Origin of the sequence: Bacillus sp. AR2-1, from assembly GCF_008368755.1 — a bacterium.
GTDB lineage: Bacteria > Bacillota > Bacilli > Bacillales > Bacillaceae_G > Bacillus_A > Bacillus_A wiedmannii.
Window position 1 is genome coordinate 22,901 of record NZ_QORY01000025.1, and the last position, 19,643, is coordinate 42,543.

The 19,643-nt window shown below is 35.5% G+C and carries 23 protein-coding genes; 18 read left to right on the forward strand and 5 right to left on the reverse strand.

Going from position 1 to position 19,643, the window contains the following annotated elements:
- Positions 1-94: 94 nt before the first annotated feature.
- The 8 genes from DT250_RS25435 (at position 95) to DT250_RS25470 (ending at position 6,595) form a co-directional block, all read left to right on the forward strand.
- On the forward strand, positions 95-412 hold the full coding sequence (locus DT250_RS25435) for an outer surface protein (RefSeq protein WP_098133075.1): 318 nt from the start codon (positions 95-97) through the stop codon (positions 410-412).
- A 29-nt stretch (positions 413-441) separates the two neighbouring features.
- Positions 442-1,305 carry a MurR/RpiR family transcriptional regulator gene (locus DT250_RS25440; protein ID WP_000648163.1) on the forward strand — a complete coding sequence of 288 codons (864 nt, stop codon included), beginning with the start codon at positions 442-444 and terminating at the stop codon, positions 1,303-1,305.
- 296 nt (positions 1,306-1,601) lie between these two features.
- Entirely contained in the window at positions 1,602-2,486 is an 885-nt protein-coding gene (gene murQ, locus DT250_RS25445; protein ID WP_088062067.1) for an N-acetylmuramic acid 6-phosphate etherase, read from the forward strand.
- Between the two features lie 24 nt (positions 2,487-2,510).
- The gene (locus tag DT250_RS25450; RefSeq protein ID WP_098133073.1) at positions 2,511-3,875 is read left to right on the forward strand and encodes a PTS transporter subunit EIIC; all 1,365 of its coding nucleotides are present in this window, start codon (positions 2,511-2,513) and stop codon (positions 3,873-3,875) included.
- Between the two features lie 48 nt (positions 3,876-3,923).
- Positions 3,924-4,988, forward strand: coding sequence for a DUF871 domain-containing protein (locus DT250_RS25455; protein WP_088608448.1), 1,065 nt, complete (start codon positions 3,924-3,926; stop codon positions 4,986-4,988).
- Between the two features lie 160 nt (positions 4,989-5,148).
- Positions 5,149-5,553, forward strand: a complete 405-nt coding sequence (locus DT250_RS25460; RefSeq protein WP_001077749.1) for a DoxX family protein — start codon at positions 5,149-5,151, stop codon at positions 5,551-5,553.
- Between the two features lie 155 nt (positions 5,554-5,708).
- The gene (locus DT250_RS25465) at positions 5,709-6,110 is read left to right on the forward strand and encodes a nuclear transport factor 2 family protein (protein WP_088062071.1); all 402 of its coding nucleotides are present in this window, start codon (positions 5,709-5,711) and stop codon (positions 6,108-6,110) included.
- Entirely contained in the window at positions 6,110-6,595 is a 486-nt protein-coding gene (locus DT250_RS25470; protein ID WP_149213887.1) for a PRK06770 family protein, read from the forward strand. The genes DT250_RS25465 and DT250_RS25470 overlap by 1 nt, the downstream gene beginning before the upstream one ends.
- A 32-nt stretch (positions 6,596-6,627) precedes the next feature.
- On the opposite strand, the gene DT250_RS25475 is transcribed toward DT250_RS25470, so the two are convergent.
- Complete coding sequence (locus DT250_RS25475) at positions 6,628-7,539, reverse strand: DMT family transporter (protein ID WP_149213888.1); 912 nt, start codon at positions 7,537-7,539, stop codon at positions 6,628-6,630.
- Positions 7,540-7,744: 205 nt separating this feature from the next.
- Here DT250_RS25475 and DT250_RS25480 point away from each other — a divergent pair, with 205 nt between their 5' ends.
- Together DT250_RS25480 and DT250_RS25485 are read left to right on the forward strand one after the other, a co-directional pair.
- A complete protein-coding gene (locus tag DT250_RS25480) occupies positions 7,745-8,239 on the forward strand; it encodes an Lrp/AsnC family transcriptional regulator (protein ID WP_000446101.1) in 495 nt (164 codons plus the stop codon).
- A 128-nt stretch (positions 8,240-8,367) separates the two neighbouring features.
- Positions 8,368-8,859, forward strand: coding sequence for an N-acetyltransferase (locus DT250_RS25485; protein WP_149213889.1), 492 nt, complete (start codon positions 8,368-8,370; stop codon positions 8,857-8,859).
- A 31-nt stretch (positions 8,860-8,890) separates the two neighbouring features.
- Here the strand turns inward: DT250_RS25485 and DT250_RS25490 are convergent, their stop codons facing one another.
- Positions 8,891-9,661, reverse strand: coding sequence for an SDR family NAD(P)-dependent oxidoreductase (locus tag DT250_RS25490; RefSeq protein ID WP_149213890.1), 771 nt, complete (start codon positions 9,659-9,661; stop codon positions 8,891-8,893).
- A 137-nt stretch (positions 9,662-9,798) separates the two neighbouring features.
- On the opposite strand from DT250_RS25490, the gene DT250_RS25495 reads away from it, so the two are divergent.
- From DT250_RS25495 to DT250_RS25520, 5 genes are all read left to right on the forward strand, one after another.
- Complete coding sequence (locus tag DT250_RS25495) at positions 9,799-10,158, forward strand: MerR family transcriptional regulator (RefSeq protein ID WP_149213891.1); 360 nt, start codon at positions 9,799-9,801, stop codon at positions 10,156-10,158.
- 1,227 nt (positions 10,159-11,385) lie between these two features.
- Positions 11,386-11,730 (forward strand): DMT family transporter, encoded by a 345-nt coding sequence (locus tag DT250_RS25505; protein WP_000796014.1) that lies wholly within the window; start codon positions 11,386-11,388, stop codon positions 11,728-11,730.
- Between the two features lie 2 nt (positions 11,731-11,732).
- Positions 11,733-12,047 (forward strand): DMT family transporter, encoded by a 315-nt coding sequence (locus DT250_RS25510; protein ID WP_000539678.1) that lies wholly within the window; start codon positions 11,733-11,735, stop codon positions 12,045-12,047.
- Positions 12,048-12,198: 151 nt separating this feature from the next.
- A complete protein-coding gene (locus DT250_RS25515) occupies positions 12,199-12,777 on the forward strand; it encodes a TetR/AcrR family transcriptional regulator (protein ID WP_149213892.1) in 579 nt (192 codons plus the stop codon).
- A gap of 209 nt (positions 12,778-12,986) precedes the next feature.
- Positions 12,987-14,189, forward strand: a complete 1,203-nt coding sequence (locus DT250_RS25520) for an MFS transporter (RefSeq protein ID WP_048545666.1) — start codon at positions 12,987-12,989, stop codon at positions 14,187-14,189.
- A gap of 136 nt (positions 14,190-14,325) precedes the next feature.
- Here DT250_RS25520 and DT250_RS25525 read toward each other — a convergent pair whose 3' ends face one another.
- The gene (locus DT250_RS25525; protein ID WP_001059469.1) at positions 14,326-14,664 is read right to left on the reverse strand and encodes a winged helix-turn-helix transcriptional regulator; all 339 of its coding nucleotides are present in this window, start codon (positions 14,662-14,664) and stop codon (positions 14,326-14,328) included.
- 170 nt (positions 14,665-14,834) lie between these two features.
- Between DT250_RS25525 and DT250_RS25530 the strand changes: the two genes are divergently transcribed.
- Positions 14,835-15,374 carry an ester cyclase gene (locus DT250_RS25530; protein ID WP_149213893.1) on the forward strand — a complete coding sequence of 180 codons (540 nt, stop codon included), beginning with the start codon at positions 14,835-14,837 and terminating at the stop codon, positions 15,372-15,374.
- A 19-nt stretch (positions 15,375-15,393) separates the two neighbouring features.
- Entirely contained in the window at positions 15,394-15,942 is a 549-nt protein-coding gene (locus DT250_RS25535) for an NAD(P)H-dependent oxidoreductase (protein ID WP_149213894.1), read from the forward strand.
- A 44-nt stretch (positions 15,943-15,986) separates the two neighbouring features.
- On the opposite strand, the gene DT250_RS25540 is transcribed toward DT250_RS25535, so the two are convergent.
- Both DT250_RS25540 and DT250_RS25545 read right to left on the reverse strand, forming a co-directional pair.
- Entirely contained in the window at positions 15,987-16,505 is a 519-nt protein-coding gene (locus tag DT250_RS25540; RefSeq protein ID WP_149213895.1) for a general stress protein, read from the reverse strand.
- 30 nt (positions 16,506-16,535) lie between these two features.
- Positions 16,536-18,275, reverse strand: coding sequence for an SgrR family transcriptional regulator (locus DT250_RS25545; RefSeq protein ID WP_149213896.1), 1,740 nt, complete (start codon positions 18,273-18,275; stop codon positions 16,536-16,538).
- Positions 18,276-18,380: 105 nt separating this feature from the next.
- On the opposite strand from DT250_RS25545, the gene DT250_RS25550 reads away from it, so the two are divergent.
- On the forward strand, positions 18,381-19,643 hold the full coding sequence (locus DT250_RS25550; RefSeq protein WP_149213897.1) for an MDR family MFS transporter: 1,263 nt from the start codon (positions 18,381-18,383) through the stop codon (positions 19,641-19,643).

The following is a 19,643-nucleotide window of genomic DNA, read 5'->3' on the forward strand; positions in this document are numbered from 1 at the left end:
CTTTTTTATTGGAAAAAAGCAATAGTCATATAGCGTGAATAGGTTGTAATTATGGTAAAATCTACGTATATGATAAGTCGAGGAGAGAAAATGTGTGAGGATTACGAAGGGGAAGGTTATCGGTATAATCATACTTATTGCGCTATGTATACCATTTACTGCATGGAAAGAGTCAAAAGTGAAAGACTTTCCTGTTTCTATTTTTTCTTCCTATGTAGAAGACGAAAACCCGAAAGACTATAATTATACTGCTTTTGTACCTGACTTTGCAATTTGGATACATGGATGGGAAAAACAGCGATCTGAAGGTGAAATAACGTCATATAAAAAAGGGGATCGAACTGTAATTGTTCACCATCCACCTGGTAATGATGGTTTTTATCTATACGATGTAAATGATATTAGAGAATAAACGCAACCGTAAGAAGTGGAGGTTAAATAGTGAAAGCTTCAACATTACTATTTAAAATTGAAAGTAATATGGATCAATTTTCACCAGCTGAAAAGAAGGTTGCCATGTACATAATGGAGAATGCAGAGATTGTTCCGAACTTAACGACGAAAGAAGTGTCAACGAATGCAGGCGCGAGTGAAGCAAGTGTTGTTCGCTTTTGTAAGTCAATTGGAATCGGAAGCTTTAAAGCATTTAAAATCGCGCTCGTTCGTGAATTGACGATTGCTGATTATAATATTAATGATTTTTCAGTTATGAATACGGAAGATGGACCGTATGATTTGTTTAATAAAGTTACGTATGTGAATAAAGCTGCAATTGAGGCGAGCGTTACTGCGATAGATAAAAAGGAACTTGAGAAAGCTGCAGATCGTATTGTAAATGCAGATAAAATTATATTTTATGGAGTAGGCGGATCAGCTACTCCTGCGATGGACGGGGCTTATAAATTTACAAGGCTCGGATTTACAGCGATGATGCTATCAGATTTTCATATGATGTTGCCGCTTGTGACGAATTTAAAAGAGGGCGATATATTTGTTGCCATTTCAACATCTGGTCGTACGAAAGATGTACTTGAAATGGCGCAATATGCGAAGAGACAAGGTGCAACAGTTATTGCGATTACAAAGCTTGACCAATCATCACCTTTATATAAAGAAGCGGATATTCGTCTTTGTATGCCAGATGTAGAGCAAGATCATCGTATTGCGAGTATTGCTTCGAGAATGACACAGCTGAATATGATTGATGCTTTATATGTGATTACTTTTAATCGTATTGGTAATAAAGTGCTGGATCAATTTATGGAGACAAGGGAAGAAGCTCTACGGTTACGGAAGTTAAAATGAGAAGATGGGGAAACCCATCTTTTTTTTGCGTACTGACATAAAGTGAAACTTTAATAAGTGGGGGGCATCCCCCACTTATTATTAGTTGAACCAATCGGACTTTTACAGGCAGTTGATCCCCCACCTATCTTCTTTGTTTTCGCTGAATTTGAGGTGGGGGTCTTACTGCCAGTTAAAGTGGGATAAATTCGTCATGAAAAGAAATAAAATTTCATAAAATAATAAAGTGATATTGATTTTAAATTTCTTAAAGTTATAATAAAAGTATGAAATTAAATTTCAAAGCAGGTGATAATATGTTAGAAAATTTATCGACAGAACATCGTAATGAGAAGACGATGAATTTAGATGAGATGAGTATAAAAGAAGTGTTACAAAGTATGAATGAAGAAGATCGAACTGTTGCGTTAGCAGTTGAAAATGAAATAGAAGAAATTGAAAAGGTTGTACAGATTGTCATTAAATCCTTTGAAGATGAGGGACGATTAATTTACATTGGGGCTGGTACGAGTGGCCGTTTAGGTATTTTGGATGCGGTGGAATGTCCGCCGACATTTGGCACAGATGATAAAATGGTACAAGGATTTATAGCAGGTGGATTGAAAGCGTTTACTAAGGCGGTGGAAGGTGCAGAAGACCGCGAAGAGTTAGCAGAAGAAGATTTAAAAAGTATTGGATTAAACGAGAAAGATACAGTGATTGGAATTGCGGCAAGTGGTCGAACTCCTTATGTAATTGGCGGTTTGAAGTACGCGGCTAGCGTGGGAGCGAGCACGGCGAGTATTTCTTGTAATAAAAATGCTGAAATAAGTAAATATGCAAAACTAAATGTGGAAGTAGAAACAGGCGCGGAAATTTTAACAGGCTCAACGCGTTTGAAAGCTGGTACAGCGCAAAAATTAGTACTTAATATGATTTCAACAGCTTCTATGATTGGTGTGGGGAAAGTATATAAAAACTTAATGGTAGATGTTCAATCTACAAATGAAAAGTTAGTAGAACGATCAAAACGCATTATTGTGGAAGCAACAGGTGTGAGCTATGAGATAGCAGCAGAGTGTTATGAAAAAGCAGAACGTAATGTGAAAGCTGCGATTGTTATGGTGTTACTACAGTGTGAGTATGGGGAAGCACTGGAGAAATTAAAAGAAGCGAAAGGGTTTGTAAAGAAGGCACTATAAAATAATAGGGATGGGGATTCTATTATGAAGAAAGAAGAGAGAATGGCCAAAGAAATATCAGAGCAACTTGGGGGAGTAAAAAATATTCGTGGCATTGCTCATTGTATGACGAGGCTGCGATTAACGCTTCATGATGAAAGTAAAGCGAATATGGACCTTTTGAAAAAGGTTGAAGGGGTTATGGGCGTTATTGAAGATGAGACGCTTCAAGTTGTTGTTGGCCCAGGGACAGTAAATAAAGTAGCAGCTGAAATGGAAGGTTTAACGGGACTGCGAATCGGTGAGGTGGCAGATCATCACCTTGAAGACCTTGGGCAAGAAATGAAGTCAGAGATTAAGAAGAAAAATAATACACCGGTGAAAAACTTTTTAAGAAAAATAGGAAGTATTTTCATTCCGTTAATTCCAGGTCTTGTTGCCTCAGGAATTATAAACGGGGTCGCTAACTTTGCGAAAAACGCAGGTGCTGATCCGAATGCAACGTGGCTACAAATGCTACTACTCATTGGTGGCGGTATCTTTACATTCTTAGGAATTTTAGTCGGCTGGAATACAGCGAAAGAATTTGGCGGGACACCAGTTCTTGGGGCGATTGCGGGTATTTTAATTTTTAACCCGGCGATGGCGAATGTAAAATTATTTGGTGAAGCGCTCGTACCCGGACGGGGCGGATTGTTTGCAGTTATTTTTGCAGCATGGCTTATGGTTGTAGTAGAAAGACAAGTTCGAAAAGCAGTGCCAAATGCAGTTGATATTATCGTGACACCGCTCATTACTGTGTTAGTCGTAAGTATTGTAACGATGTTAGCCATTCAGCCGGTAGCAGGTTTCTTATCTGAAGGAATTACAAGCGGAATTAATGGTATTTTAAGTATTGGCGGCGCATTTGCGGGAGCAGTACTTGCTGGAACATTTTTACCTCTCGTTATGGTCGGATTGCATCACGGTTTAACACCAATTCATATGGAGTTTATTAATCAAACGCACGTAACGCCTTTATTACCAGTACTAGCAATGGCTGGCGCTGGGCAAGTAGGAGCAGCGATTGCCATCTATGTAAAAACAAAAAACAAACGACTTCGTAACGTAATTAAAGGTGCATTACCAGTTGGATTTTTAGGAATTGGCGAACCGCTATTATACGGGGTTACATTACCACTTGGGAAACCGTTTCTTACAGCTTGTTTAGGTGCAGCAGTTGGCGGTGCATTCCAAGCAGTTATGAAAACAGCCGCACTCGGAATCGGTGTATCAGGGTTATCATTAATTCCGTTAATTGCTGATAATAAATATTTATTATATTTCCTTGGATTAGTAGTGGCATATACTTTCGGATTCATTTTTACGTACTTCTTTGGCTTTAAAGAAGAAATGGCAGAAAACATATAGAGAAAGGGATTCCTTTCTCTTTTTCTATTCATAGAAAGGGAGATTCATATGATAGGAGTTTCAATTTATCTTTCAAAAGAACGAGTAAAGAAGCAAGAAGAGTGGCTAAAAGTAGCGAAGGAAAACGGGTTTTCATCTATTTTTACATCACTTCACATTCCTGAAGATGATCCTGGTACGTACAAAGAGCTAATTCAAATACTTGGGAAACAAGCGCTCAAATATGAAATGGAATTAATGGTCGATGTTTCTCCAAAATCGTTACATCATTTAGGGATGACGTATGAAAATGTGGAGGAGCTATTAGACTGGGGCATTACAGGCTTAAGAATGGACTACGGCATCACGCCGAAAGAAATCGTACGCGTATCTCATAAAATGAAAGTAGCTTTAAATGCGAGTACGATTACAGATTCATTTTGGAAAGAGTTAATCATAGAAAATATAAAAGTAGAGAATGTAGAAGCTTGGCATAATTTTTATCCGCGTCCAGAAACAGGACTAGCAAAGTCCTTTTTACAAAAACAAAACGAATACTTACATGAGTGCGGAATAAAAACGATGGCATTTATTCCGGGAGATGGTGAAAAACGTGGTCCGCTATGTGAAGGTTTACCAACGTTAGAAAAGCACCGCAATATGCGCCCACTTGAAGCGTACTTAGAACTTGTACAAGATTGTGGTGTCGATAAGGTGTTAATCGGGGATATAAGCGGAAGTATAGAAAGTGTACAAGAGATAGCGAGTGCGAGTAGAGGAATTATTCCGCTGCGATACGAGCCATTGATAGAGAAAAGTGAAGTGTTAAAAGTGGTGGAGCGAGTGCATACAAATAGACTAGATCCAGCTCGTGATGTCATTCGTTCAGTTGAATCAAGAGAAGGAAATAAAGTGATTTTAAAGCCGATGCATACAATTGCAAGAAAGAAAGGCAGCATTACAATTGATAATGAATTGTACGGTAGATATGCAGGAGAGATGCAAGTTGCCACACATGATTTGCCTAAAGATGAGAAAGTGAATGTTGTTGGCATGGTTGTAGAAGAGGACTTGTCTTTATTGCCGTATGTTGGCGCTGGAAAAATGTTTCAACTTTTTTGTGCAATAGAGTAAAAGCTTGAATTAGCACTATTCTGTAGGAAAACATTATCCGTAAAAGGGATAATGTTTTTTGTTTTCTTAAAAAAAGTATTTGACGAATGAAATGAAATACCGTATTGTTTTGACTTGTGAATAAAAGTTCACCATAACAAAACAAAAAGGAGAGTTCAAAATGAACCAATATATTGGGAATTTAATTATTCGTATCGTGTTAGGAGTGACATTCTTTGCGCACGGTTTAGCGAAGTTTCAATCAGGTATCGATAACGTAGCAGGATGGTTTACAAGCATCGGCTTACCAGGTGGTCTTGCATACGGCGTAGCAACAGTTGAATTAGTTGGTGGTATATTATTAATTATCGGTTTAGGCGTAAGATATGTAGGACTATTATTCGCTCTTATTTTAGCTGGGGCTATCGTAAAGGTAAATGGAGCAGCAGGTTTATTAGGAGATGGAAAGAATCCAGGGTATGAATTAGATCTTGCATTATTAGCAATGGGTGCGTATTTATTCGTTGTAAAAGCAGAAGGATATGTAGATCGTTTCGTAAAAGAGAAAGTAATGAAAGCGAAGTAAACTTATTTATAAATTGTTGACTTGAATCATAATTGTAACTATAATGATTACAACTAGTTGATTAAGAATAAAACAATATAAATATTTTTTTACACAGGTTGTAACTGAGGTGGTTACGACTTGTGTAAAAAATAAATAAAACGGGAGGAAGTAACATGCCTAAATCAAATTTAGAAATTATTCGAAGCACGTATGAAGGATCAGCTTCTTCGAATGCAAAACATTTAGCAGAAGCCCTCTCTGAAAAAGTAGAATGGACAGAGGCAGAAGGATTCCCATACGGGGGAACTTATATAGGTGTAGAAGCAATAATGGAAAATGTATTTAGCCGATTAGGATCAGAATGGGATGATTTTAAGGCGAGTGTAAATATGTACCATGAAGTAAACGGAAAAGATGTAATTATTGCTGAAGGTGTTTATTCAGGAGTTTATAAAGAAACGGGAAAATCATTTGAAGCAGAGTTTGTTCATGTATGGCAACTGGAGAACGGAAAAATCGTGAAGTTTAAGCAGTATGTAGATAGTCATATTGTTAAGGAAGCGATGAAGAGCTAATGCTTTTTAAATGGATTGTAGGCATATGTATTACAATTATAGTAATTATCACGTCTATAGTTGGCGGAAAGAAATTGCTTGCATATGTGGAAAAAGAGAATAAAAATATTCAAATTGAGCGAGTGGCAAACGAAAAGGAGAAGAAAGTTGCAGAAGAAGCCCCACGAGTTAGCGAAGGTGAAATTATTTCTACTATGCACAAAATGGTACACCAAAAGGTAAAATCCTCTGAGAAATGGGGATTTGTAGAAATGACAACAAAAGAAATTTATAGCGTAAAGAAAGATATTGAAAATAGTATAGGTTTTCAATATAAAACGAGGTTACTTTCTATTATAAATAGATGGGAAAAAGGAGATTTTTCACAAACAGTTGAGGAGCATAACTTTTTGTGGGAAATTCAAGGTGGAGATACCGGCAAAGCGACGGAACGTTTATCGCCAGAAGAAGAAAAGCAGTATGTGAAAGAAATGAAAGGTAAATAAAAACATCGCCACCTTGATGGCGATGTTTTTGATTAAGAATGTTTTCGCATTAAAGCTCTAGTTGGCTGAACAGTAACCGTTTTGAAATGAGAAAATAAATAACATCCCGTCACAACGATCATTGTCCCGAAAATTTGTATCCACGTTAGTTCTTCTCCGAGGAAAAGGAATGCTAAAATAGCTGTGAAAATTGGATTGAAGTTTAGAAAAATACCGGATGTCGTAGCTCCTAATTTTTGCACGCCAATATTCCAAAACACCATACAAAGAACTGTGGAAATAAGCCCAGTATATAAAAGTGATGTTAGGAAAGAAGTATTTATGTTTGTAACAGTGAAGCTCCCTATGTTAAATGGTAGTAATAGAATAACGCCGAAAATACCAGAGTATAATGTTGCCATGAGCGGTGTAGTTGTTTTTGTTGCCCATTTACTACAAACAGAATAGATTCCCCAAATACACACAGCCGCAATCATCCATAAATCGCCGCTATTAAAATGTAGTGAAAATAAAAGTGCAAAGTTACCTTTTAATAGGACAAGAATAACCCCAAAGAATGAAAGAACCATGGATAGGATTTGAAGTGTATTTACTTTTTCTTTTAGAAATAAGACAGAAAATAGTGCAATTGAAATCGCATTTAATGTAGAAATAAGCCCTACATTCGTTGCGGATGTTTTTTCTAGTGCTAGAAATTGAAAGATGTTAAAAAGAGCGACCCCTGAAATCCCCATTAGTACTAACGGAAGTATTGCAGCACGAGGTGGAATGATTTTCTTTTCTTTAAACCAAACCATCGGTAATAAACAAACGATCGCAATCATCCATCTTAAACTTGTAAGTGTCATCGGAGACGCGTGATTAACGAGCGATTTTCCAACGACGAAATTTCCTCCCCATAATAAGCTCGTTAGTAATAGTAAAAAGACATAAAAATAAGGCATACTAAAATCCCCTTTGTTGTAATCAATGTGAATTGTAAATAATTTTAGCATTTTTCTTTATTATGTAATATATTCTTTTGTATAATGGTTAAAAGTCAATAAAATATTTTGTTTTAGATACCCTTTACAATAAAAGGTTTAGTTCTGAATAAGTTAGGGTGTGTTTTTTCGAATAATCATCGGTAAGAAAAAAGGGGGAATTGTAATGGAGTCATCTGTTATTAAAGTGTTAGATGATTTAGACGTACAAATTTTAGATATATTGCAGAAGGAGTCTCAAGTAAGTAATGCAGAGCTTGCGCGACGCGTTAATTTATCACCAGCTGCGATGCATGCGAGAATAAAAAGATTAGATGGAGAAGGGTTCATTGATAAGCAAGTAGCCATTTTAAATCAAGAAAAGCTTGGTTTTGATTTGTTATGCTTCATTTTTATGAGTACGAATATTCATCAATCGGATAAACTTGACGTGTTGGAAAAAGAATTAGAATCGATGCCGGAAGTGTTAGAGTGTCACTGTTTAACAGGAGAGTATGATTATTTATTAAAAGTTGCAAATCGTGATCGTAAAGAGCTGGAGCATTTTATTAGAAAGCTGAATAAGCTTGGTATTACAAGGATACAGACGAGTTTAGCACTTCGTGAAATTAAATATTCGACAGTATTACCGATCCGAAATGAGGAACCGAGCATCGATTAGATTGCTTGGTTTTTTGTTTGTATAAAGTGATTGACGGGGAGAAAAGAGAGATGTATTATTATATAAAATTATGTATTAAAATTCATTTTAGGTTATAAATATTAATATAGGGGACAAGGGGATATAATATGAAAATCTTTAATGCGGTTACGAGTGATGTGAAAGAAATTTATAGTCTCATTGAAGTTTATGCAAAAGAGGGAGTTGTTTTACCGCGTTCTCTTTTATCTCTCTATCAATATTTACAATGCTTATATGTTATGAAAGAAGGAGAAGAAATCGTTGGAGTTGCTGGTTTACATGTGTTAGGGGAGGACCTTGCAGAAGTCCGGTCATTAGTCGTTTCGCATACATATGTAGGGAAAGGAATCGGGCGTATGTTAGTGAACCATGTAATAAATGAGGCAGCGAAAATAAAAGTGAGTAGAGTCATTTCTTTAACATATGAAACGGAATTTTTTCAAAAGTGCGGGTTTGATTTTGTGAATAGAGAGGCGTTACCTGAGAAAGTATGGATCGATTGTAGACATTGTCCAAAAGTTGATTATTGTGATGAGGTGGCGATGATTCGATATGTTGGGCGAAATTTTCAGAGAGAAAAAAGTCCCACTATTATTTGATTAATAGTGGGACTTTTTATTTTAGGAGAAATTAAGAACTTGAATTCGTTTTTCTTACTGCAAAATTAAAAATGGGGTTTTTAAGCTCATAGTTATAAGTAGAACCATCGACAAGCCCTACAACTTTATCGCTATCGTAAAGATCAAGCATAAATTGTGCCATTTGTTTTGCAGTGTGAAATTTCGGTACAACATTATCGTATTGGAACTCATCAATATCAAATGAACGTTTTGCAAATTCTGTTTCAGTTGCACCAGGTGCTAAAACCTTTGCTTGCAGTTTTGCACCTTGTTGTTTCAATTCGTGAGATAAACCTTCTGTAAATGCACTTACATAGAATTTCGTAGCGCAATACGTAACAGCATCAGCAACGATTGTGTATCCACCGCCTGATGAAACGTTAATAAGTTGTGTGCCATCAACCATTGAATAATCTCGAACGAAAAGAGAGGAGAGTATTGTTAGTGCTTCTATATTTACATGTAACATCGTTTCTATTTTATTTAAATTTTGTTCAGCAATGGAGGCGAAATTACCAAAACCGGCGTTGTTAATCCACGTTTCAATTTGAAAGGCTTGTAGGCTTTCATACAGCTTATAAACATTTTCCGTGATAGATAAATCCGTTTTTCGAATAACAACATCCAATTCTGGATTCATTTCGTTAATTTTTAATTTTAATCCGTCTAATTCTTCTTGTCTTCGAGCTACAAGTATTAAGTTCTTTCCGCGAGCTGCAAAGGCTAAAGCCGATTCATAGCCAATTCCAGAACTAGCACCAGTAATAACAGTGTATTTCATATAAAATCCCCCTAAGTTCAAATAAAAGTATTATGGTTAGATTTTATTTGTTAGAGTATACTCTAAGTCAAATATTTTTTATGAAGTTGATAAGGCTATAAAATATATGCGGGTAAGCACGTGGAGGGAGTTAGAGTATGTACACAATTAGCGAGGCGGCTAAATTAATAGGAGTGAGTACACATACACTACGTTATTATGAAAAAGAAAATATATTAATTGCAAATCGCGATACAAATGGGAATCGAATGTATGAAGAGTCACATATAAAGTGGTTGCAGTTTGTCATGAAATTAAAACAAACGCAAATGCCAATAGCGAAAATAAGAGAATACGCTAGGTTATATTTAGAAGGGGAGCATACAACCGAAGCTCGTTTACAGCTCCTAGAAGATCATAGGAAATCTATTCAGATTCAAAGAGAAAACTTAGTCATTACAGAAAAGATGCTTGAGAATAAAATTATTGCATACAAAGCCTCTTTGGAAAATAAATAGAAAACATATATATGATAAAAATGGATTTAATCTCACAGTGTGCTGGAAAATAAAAAAGAGCAGCTAGCAAAAGCTAACTGCTCGGTAAATTGGATGTGAAAATTTAGTGTTTATATTTTCATAGTAGATAAATTATGATTTCTTGAATGTGATTTTTTACTGAAAATCGCATCTTAATACAAGGTACATAAACGAAGAAGAGCCTGATATGGCTCTCAGGCTCTTCCCTCAATAGCAAAGAGTAAGTCTTTTAATTACTCTTCTCCTATATAATACACAAGATGTATTTGGATGTGTAGAACAGGAAATTCCAATATAATTATCCGAATATAGTGTTTAAAAATAAAATCCAGATGATTTAAATAAGGAATTAAATTACAAATGTTGATTTAACGCATAATAGGAACTCATTTATATAAAAAGATGGTTAATAAAGTGATATTGCGATAATGAAATATGAAATATTGCATATCGAATTGTAGAACAAAAAAGTGAAATGGGAATCGAATGAAAATGCTATTTTGTAGAAAAGGATGTGCATCTTGAAATCTGAATAAATTAAACAACTTATTACGGATTTAGAACGAAGAAAATCAGATCTAAAATGAATCTGAAATGACTTTTCGGGAATTCATATTGAGGAATATCGTGATAGTATTGCATAAGCAAATATTTATTTTGGATCAAGTGAATATGCGATTGAATTGGATTATGAAAGATGAAAAATAAAAAGAGCAACTAGCACAAGCTAACTGCTCTATTAAAGGGATCTCTCCAAGGGGGAGTGGAGAAAATATTATGTTACTAGCAGTATTGACAGGTTATTAGGAAATATACAAATCGGATGAAAGAAATTTTAAATAATCTTTCGGCATTGACAGTTTTTAAAATATTCATGTACAATATATACATGAATGACATTCAGTCATTTTCGTGTGGCAGAATGCGGTTAGCTTGGAAATGGAACAAATATAATGGTAAATGAGGATGATAGTTGTTTATCCCGCATTAACGGGCAGTAAGACCCAAACCTCAAAATTCAGCGGAAGCAAAGAAGTTAGGTGGAGGATCAACTGCCCGTAAAAGCCCGATTGGTTCAACTAATAATCAGTGGGGGATGAACAAAACCCCCACTGATTAAAGTTTCACTTTATATATAGTAGTGATGAAGGAGTATATTTTTTTAAAACAAAAATGACTGATAGTCAGTCATAAGAGGTGAGAGGTATGAAAAATAGAGCTTGGTTATATGTCATATTAACATGTATTTTTGAAATTTTTTGGGTGTTTGGTTTTAATACAGCCGATACTTGGTGGCATTGGATTATTATTTTAGGAGTTATCGCTGTTGATTTTCACTTCCTTTCTAAAGCGTGTGAACATCTTGCGACAGGCACTGTATATGCCATTTTTGCCGGAGCTGGTACGGTAGGGACTTTCTTAATGGATGTATTCCTTTTCGGCGGAAGTTTCAGTGTAGGAAAGTTATTCTTTATCGTGATGGTTGTAGCTGGCGTTATCGGTTTAAAGTTAGCTGATAATAAAGAAGAAACTGTGGAAGGAGCTGCTTAAAGATGGGTTGGTTTTTCGTATTTTGTGCTGCAATTAGTGAAATAGTCGGTGTGATCGGTCTGAAAATGTATAGTAAAGAAAAGACGTTAGCAAATGGCGCGATTTATATAGGCGGGTTTGCTACATCCTTTGCATTCTTGTATACATCTTTCTTATTTTTACAAGTAAGTGTCGCGTATGCGGTTTGGATTGGTATTGGAACAGCAGGAGCCGTTTTATTAAACATGTTCCTATTTGGTGAGTCGAAAAGTAAAGCACGTATCATTAGTGTGGCTCTTATTGTATGCGGAGTGACAGGATTGAAGGCTCTTTCTTAAAGATATATTGTATTTTATCTCCTAATGGTTTATTAGGAGATTTTTATTATTAAAAAATGATTTCCTCTTAGAATTCACTATCATTGACAGTACAATCGATTATCTTATAAAATGAGTGACAGTCATTCAATATGTGTGTGAAAGGGTTTAGATGATGAATAAAAAAGAAAAAATTGTCTATGCAGCTATTGAAGTGTTTCAGGAGAAGGGCGTTGAAAAAACGAAGATTTCTGATATCGTGAAATTGGCTGGCATTGCACAAGGAACTTTCTATTTATATTTTCCTTCTAAGTTATCTGTTATGCCTGCAATAGCAGAAGTGATGGTTGAAAAGATGATACTTGCAGTGAAAGAAAAAGTGCAAAATGATGCGCCTTTCTCAAGTAAAGTGACGCAAGTAATAGATGCGGTGTTTCACTTTATAGCGGAATATCGTGAAATACAAGCTTTAATGTATGCGGGTCTTGCATCTACAGAACATATAAAAGAATGGGAAGCTGTGTATGAGCCTCTTTATATGTGGCTAAGCGAATTTTTAAGTAAGGCGAAAGAAGCTGGTGAAATTCGTGATTCGGTTCACGCAGAGCGAACAGCGAAGTTATTTATCGCCCTTGTTGAATCAGCAGCAGAACAAGTTTATTTATATGATCATAAAGATGAAGAGCAAGTCGAGCTACAAAAGGCAGAAGTACTAGATTTTTTAACACATGCACTACATATAAAGAAGTAGTAAGATGAACCTGTCTGAAAAGGTAGGTTCATTTTTGAGGAAAACTGAATGATAGTCATTCACCTAATGCGTATGTATGTGTGGAAGGATAGAGTGAAATTCTAATGAGTGGGCATCTCTACTCATGATTAGCCCACAAATAGCAGGATAAAGAAAAAGCTTCTTGGGCATTATTTTTTTGAGGAACTTACGGGAAGAGGTGTTAAAAAGTGAAGAAACCGATAAAAGAACAAAAGATGGTATTGGTCATTCTTTTGAGTAATATATTTATCGCTTTTTTAGGGATTGGATTAATCATTCCGGTTATGCCGTCCTTTATGAATGACATGAGTTTAACAGGGAAGACGATGGGTTATCTCGTTGCAGTATTCGCAATGGCTCAGCTCATTACGTCACCTATTACAGGCCGGTGGGTCGATCTTTACGGTAGGAAGAAAATGATCATCATTGGATTATTTATTTTTGGTGTTTCAGAACTTCTTTTTGGATTAGGAAAAGATGTGTGGATGCTTTATGCAGCACGGGTGTTAGGCGGAATTAGTGCGGCGTTTATTATGCCTGGTGTTACGGCATATGTTGCGGATATTACATCTATGCAGGAACGTCCAAAAGCGATGGGGTATTTATCAGCAGCGATTAGTACGGGTTTTATTATAGGACCTGGAATTGGCGGATTTATTGCAGAGTATGGTATACGTGTGCCGTTTTTCGTTGCAGCAGCAATTGCCTTTATAGCATGTGTAATTTCGATCTTTATTTTAAAAGAACCGTTAACGAAAGAAGAACTTGCAGAGATTTCTGCTAACACGAAAGAATCAAGTTTTATTGGTGATTTAAAGAAATCATTACATCCAATGTATGCAATTGCATTTATTATCGTATTTGTACTCGCATTCGGATTATCAGCGTATGAAACTGTGTTTAGTCTATTTTCTGATCATAAGTTTGGATTCACACCGAAAGATATTGCGGCAATTATTACGATTAGCTCCATCTTTGGGGTAGTTGTGCAAGTATTTATGTTTGGTAAATTGGTTGATATGTTCGGTGAAAAAGTGTTAATTCAAATATGTTTAATTGTAGGTGCAGTATTAGCGTTTGTTTCAACTGTAGTCTTTAATTATTGGATTGTACTTCTCGTTACTTGCTTCATTTTCTTAGCATTTGATTTGCTTCGTCCAGCTTTAACGACGTTTTTATCAAAAGCAGCTGGAAAAGAGCAAGGATTCGTTGCTGGTATGAACTCGACTTATACGAGTTTAGGAAATATTGCAGGGCCAGCGATGGGCGGAATATTATTTGATATGAATATTCATTATCCATATGCATTTTCAGGAGTTGTTTTAATAGTTGGTCTCGGCATTACATTTATGTGGAGAGAGAAACAGCTAGCTGAAAGTTTTGCGAAGTAATAAAACCCCTTACGACGGTAAGGGGTTTTTGTTTTATCCCGCTTTAATGGGCAGTAAGACCCCCACCTCAAAATTCACTGAAAGCAAAGAATTTAGGTGGGGGATGAAGAAAACCCCCACTGATTAAAGTTTCACTTTATAAGCTTAATCCAAACCGTTTTAATTCAATGAAAATCCTCTCTAATTGCTTTCCTTTATCCGTTAATGTGTACTCTACACGAGGCGGAACTTCTGGATATACTTTTCTCGTTATAATACCTTGAGATTCTAATTCTTTTAGGCGAAGTGATAATGTTTTCGGACTAATCCCGTCCATTGATTTTTGTAAATCACTAAAGCGTAATGTTCCTTCGATAAGAAGGTCGCGAATGATTAAAAACGTCCATTTTGTACGAATTACGTCAAGTGTTTTAGCGATAGGACAAGGTATGCCAGGTAAACCTTTCGTTAATTCAACTGGATCTATATTGTTCATGGAACTAGCCTCCATAAAATTTTTTTGGATGAATTTGCTTTATAGTATCACAAAACTATACTTTTGGTAACTATATGAAAAAAATATCACTACTTCCATAAAGGAAGTTAGTGCATATACAATAGAAATACGAAATACAAAGGGTTTGTATGAAGGAGGAGGTGATTTTCATGGGGATAAAAAAGTTGTTTGGATTCCTTAGTTTGTTTGTTGTTTGTATTGTACTTGTAGCATGTAGCGGGGAACAAAAAACGGAAATCCAGTTATTAAAAGAAATGCCGAAGCCAAAAGCAATGACAATTGATCCCTTACTAAGTAAAAAGGAAGCGACCGAAATGGTTCATGCAGCGCAGCGTTTTTATGCATTTTGGGATACAGGTAAGGAGGAACTTATTCTGCAAACTGTTTCTGAAAATTTTTCCGATAATACATTGCCGAAAGGGCGACCACAAGGCACTGAAGGATTAAAGTTTGCGGCACAAAATTTTCGTAAAGTCGTTCCTAATATACATTGCGAGATTGAAGATTTATTAGTCGTCGGTGATAAAGTAACAGCTCGTCTTTCTTTTACAGGAACGCATAAGGATAAGAAAATCAATTTTTTTGCAATTGATATTTTACATGTGAAAGACGGAAAGATAACGGAAGACTGGCATTTAGAAGATAATCTTACGCTGAAACAGCAACTGGGGTTAATAGCCGAGGAGTAAAATAAGGGAGAGAAAAGCGATGAAAAATATATTCATTATAAATGGACATGAAAAATACGGTACGAAAGAAGGACGATTAAATAGAACGTTAGTTGATTGTATGGTAACGGTATTAAGTGAGAAGCATCATGTGAAAACAACAACGATTCAAGATGGCTATAGTATTAAAGAAGAACAAGAGAAGTTTTTATGGGCCGATGTTGTGATTTATCAAACACCGATTTACTGGTTTAGTGTACCGGGCTTATTTAAAACGTATATGGATGAAGTATATGAATATGGTTTGTTCTTTAAAGGTGCTGATGAATATGGAACAGGTGGTTTATTAAAAGAGAAGCAGTATATGTTTTCTACAACTTGGAATGCACCTGAAAAGGCGTTTGGAGATAAGACGAAGTTCTTTGAAGGGGAAAGTTTAGAGTCAACGCTTAGCCATTTACACCGCGTGCAAAAGTTTCTTGGCATGAGTCCGTTAAAGAGCTTTGCTTGTTATGATGTGGTGAAGAATCCGAATATTGAGCAATATGTATTGAACTTGAAAGATCACTTAGATGGAGTAATTAAATAATAGTATGTGAAGAAGGTACTACTAAGGATGTAGTACCTTCTCTATCATGAAATACGTTGAAAATCTTTACTTATACAGGACTGTTTTAGTTTTTTTGATTTGATTAAATGTTTAATATCAGGGATGTTATCGTATGAAAGCTGAGTATGATAATAGTTAATGTACTCAAGTAATGCGAAAATATAAATAAATAGAGTGAATGATAGCCCGCCTAAAGGTAAGTGGGGATACCAAATTATAAAATCAATAGTAAACGTAATAAATCCTGTGATAATGAATGCTATATTTATCTTTTGAAGTATTTTTAAATATTGAACCACCCTAATAGGGGTAACAGATGTTTTCTCTTTTTTTATTCGTTTCCATTTTACGTACCAGTAAATTACTCCTTGCAATAAGATAAACTCTAAAAGAAGAAATGATCCCCAAAAAGAATATAGGGAATATAAATGTAACGTAGGATAAGCATAATTAAGTAAGTAACTTGTGAAAATAAAAGTAATGACTGAAAATAACTCACCTGTGTATAGATAAGAAAGTCTTTTTTCTAGGGTGCTTTTCATGGTTCCTCTCCTTTTATAAAAACTCACATTTTAAGGCATGGATGGCTGTATCCATAATTTCGCAAAATTTGCCCAGCCGAATGAATCAATTGTTACGTTTTTTAAGGAAGAGGGATATGTTTTTCTCTTTAAAACGTGATAGTTAAATAAAATGATGTGTTCTGCTTGTATAAATTCTTCGATCTCATACATGAGCTCATAGCGTTTTTCTTTATTTTCTTCTAATAAAAATGTATCAAGTAAACAGTTAATTTGGTTTTCATAGTGCGGGTCCATGAACCTATTTACGAAGCAACTTTTATTTTTAAATACATTTAAGAATGCAAGTTCATGATCGGCAGCAAACACTTCTCCCATGAAAATAATATCGGCGTGTTTATCGATAGAATGATCCATATAATCTGAAACGAGAAATGGATGAAGTTCTACGTGTACTCCTAATTGTTCGCAACGTTCCTTTAGGAAATGTGCGTCATTTGCACTATCTTTAAATGCGAAGAAGTAAATATGTATCGTTTCGCCATTATAGGTGCTCTTTTTTAAATACTCTTTCGCTTTTTCTAAAGAGTAGGACCTTTTAGTAGCTTTGCGGCTTCTTTCAGGGAAAAAGCTTGATGCAGCAATTGTCCGTCTACCCTCTATGCTACGAAGTATCGTTTCAACGTCATATAGTTCTCTCCAAGCTTTTCGAAAGTACATGTCGTGATGAGGACCAGGTTTTGTAAAGTTGAAGCTAGCATAAATACAACCTATTTCTTCTATTTGTATATCATGTCTTTCATTTTCTTCTTCATTTGGTAGTTCATAATCAGCATCTATTTGCACATGATCAGGAATACCCCAAAATTCAATACGGTCTAGTAACGCACGCTCTTTAAAATAATGGGTGAACGCTTCGAGTACGATATTGTCTTCAGTGTAATGAGCAAGTTTGAAAGGTCCAGTACCTACATAATGATGATTTTGAATACTAGCATCACGCGGCAAAATAGCTAGTTGCATGGAACTTACATAGTGTAAGAAAAAAAAGTTGGGTTTTGCTAAATGGAACCGTATTTGTAGTGGTGATGGTGTTTCGATTTGAACAATTTCTTCTGTTAACCATTCGAAAGGAGAGTGAACTTGCTTTAATCGTTCAAATGAAAATTGTACATCTTTAGAAGTTAAAACTGTTTCGTTATGAAAATGTATATCCTTTCGTAAATAAAAGGTCCACGTAAGCCCGTCTTCACTTAATTCCCACGTATGTGCAATGTGTGGTTCCATTTTTTCAGTAACATCGTTATAAACGACTAACGTGTCAAAAATTTGACTCGTAAGATGGCTCTCTGTAGTTACAGCCACAAAAGCCGGATCTAATGGGAATATCTTTCTTGATATAGGAATCTTTAATATGTCATACATATCATTTGAAGGTTCGTATCCAAAATGATGATGTAGTTTATTTTCTATTTTTTTTTGAAGTGCAAAGGGTAGGGGCTCTTTTAAAAGAAGAAAAATATCCTTTAACTTTTCTTGCGTTAACAGTTCATCTGTATAGGACTCAATCGCTTCTACGAAATTATGTATAAATAGGATTTCCGTTTTATTCCCGCGGCCTCGCCCGGGAGTCCAGCGAATTAATTGCTCCTCACTCATCTTCTTTAATAAAATTTTTACGTTTTTCGTACTGCAATATAACATATTCGCTAATTCTTGTAAGCTATTTCGGATATGTTGTTGATCTTGTGCGTGTAGTCTTAGTCTAATGTAATAGTCCATAATTTTCATATATACACTTCCTTATATAATAAAAGGGGAAACTCTTTAGAATATTCTAACCTTTTTCTTCCTCTTTTTCAAAGTAAAATAAGTAAGCATAAGGAGGGGGAAACAATGGGATTTTGGAGTATGCATCGAAATATAAAAATTAGAATTATAACTTCGTTTTTAACACGTACTGTGTCCACGATGATTTTTCCATTTATGGCGATTTACTTTTCAATAAAGTTAGGTAGTGCGATTGCTGGTGCGTTACTACTCATTAATGTAATAGCTTCATTAGTAATTGGTCTATACGGTGGGTATGTTGGGGATCGGCTCGGTCGTAAAAAAGTAATGATTATCGGTCAAAGTATACAAGCCATTTCAATCGCTTGTATGGGGATTGCAAATTCGGATTATGTAGATTCACCGTGGCTAACATTTGTGTTTATGTTAGTGAATAGTTTAGGGTCTGGACTTATGAATCCAGCGACGGAAGCGATGTTAATCGATGTGAGTACACCTGAAAATCGAAAAGTGATGTATAGCATTAACTACTGGGCGATTAATTTATCTATTGCAATTGGAGCGATATTTGGCGGATTACTATTTGAAAACTATAGATTACAATTGTTTATCGGATTAACAGTTATTGCAATTATTACTTTATATGTGATGGCTGTATATATGGAAGAAGTGTATGTAGCACGAAAAATAGTAGAGAAGAAAAATGTATTAAAAGATATGGCGGATAGTTATAAAGTCGTGATGAAAGATAGAACGTTTTTAATTTTTTGCGCAGCAAGTATATGTACATTATCTTTAGAGTTTCAAATTAATAATTATTTAGGGGTACGTTTGCAGCAGGAATTTGAAACAGTGCACTTTTTATTCGGGAATGGTTTTACGTTTGATTTAACAGGTATTCGAATGTTGAGCTGGATTTCAGCAGAGAATACAATTTTAGTTGTGTTATGTTCAGCACTTCTTATTAAAATGCTAAAAAGCTTCAACGATTTGAAAATTTTATATGTAGGTTTATTCATTTACACAATTGGATTTACAATACTCGGAACGAGCAATAGTTTATGGGTCTTATTAATTGCAGGGCTTTTCCAAACGGTAGGTGAGATGATGTATGTACCAGTTCGTCAATCTATTATGGCAGATATGGTGCCGAATGAGGCAAGAGGTTCATATATGGCGATTAACGGAATGGTCTTTCAAGTGGCAAAAATGAACGGAGCATTGGGTGTTATGTTGGGGTCATTTATTGCATCTTGGGGCATGAGTGCTCTGTACTTTATCGTTGGTATGAGCAGTATTTTATTATTTATGAAGGCGATTGGGAAAGAGAAGTATGAGGATGAGAGAGAGGTTTCTCAGATTGGGTAA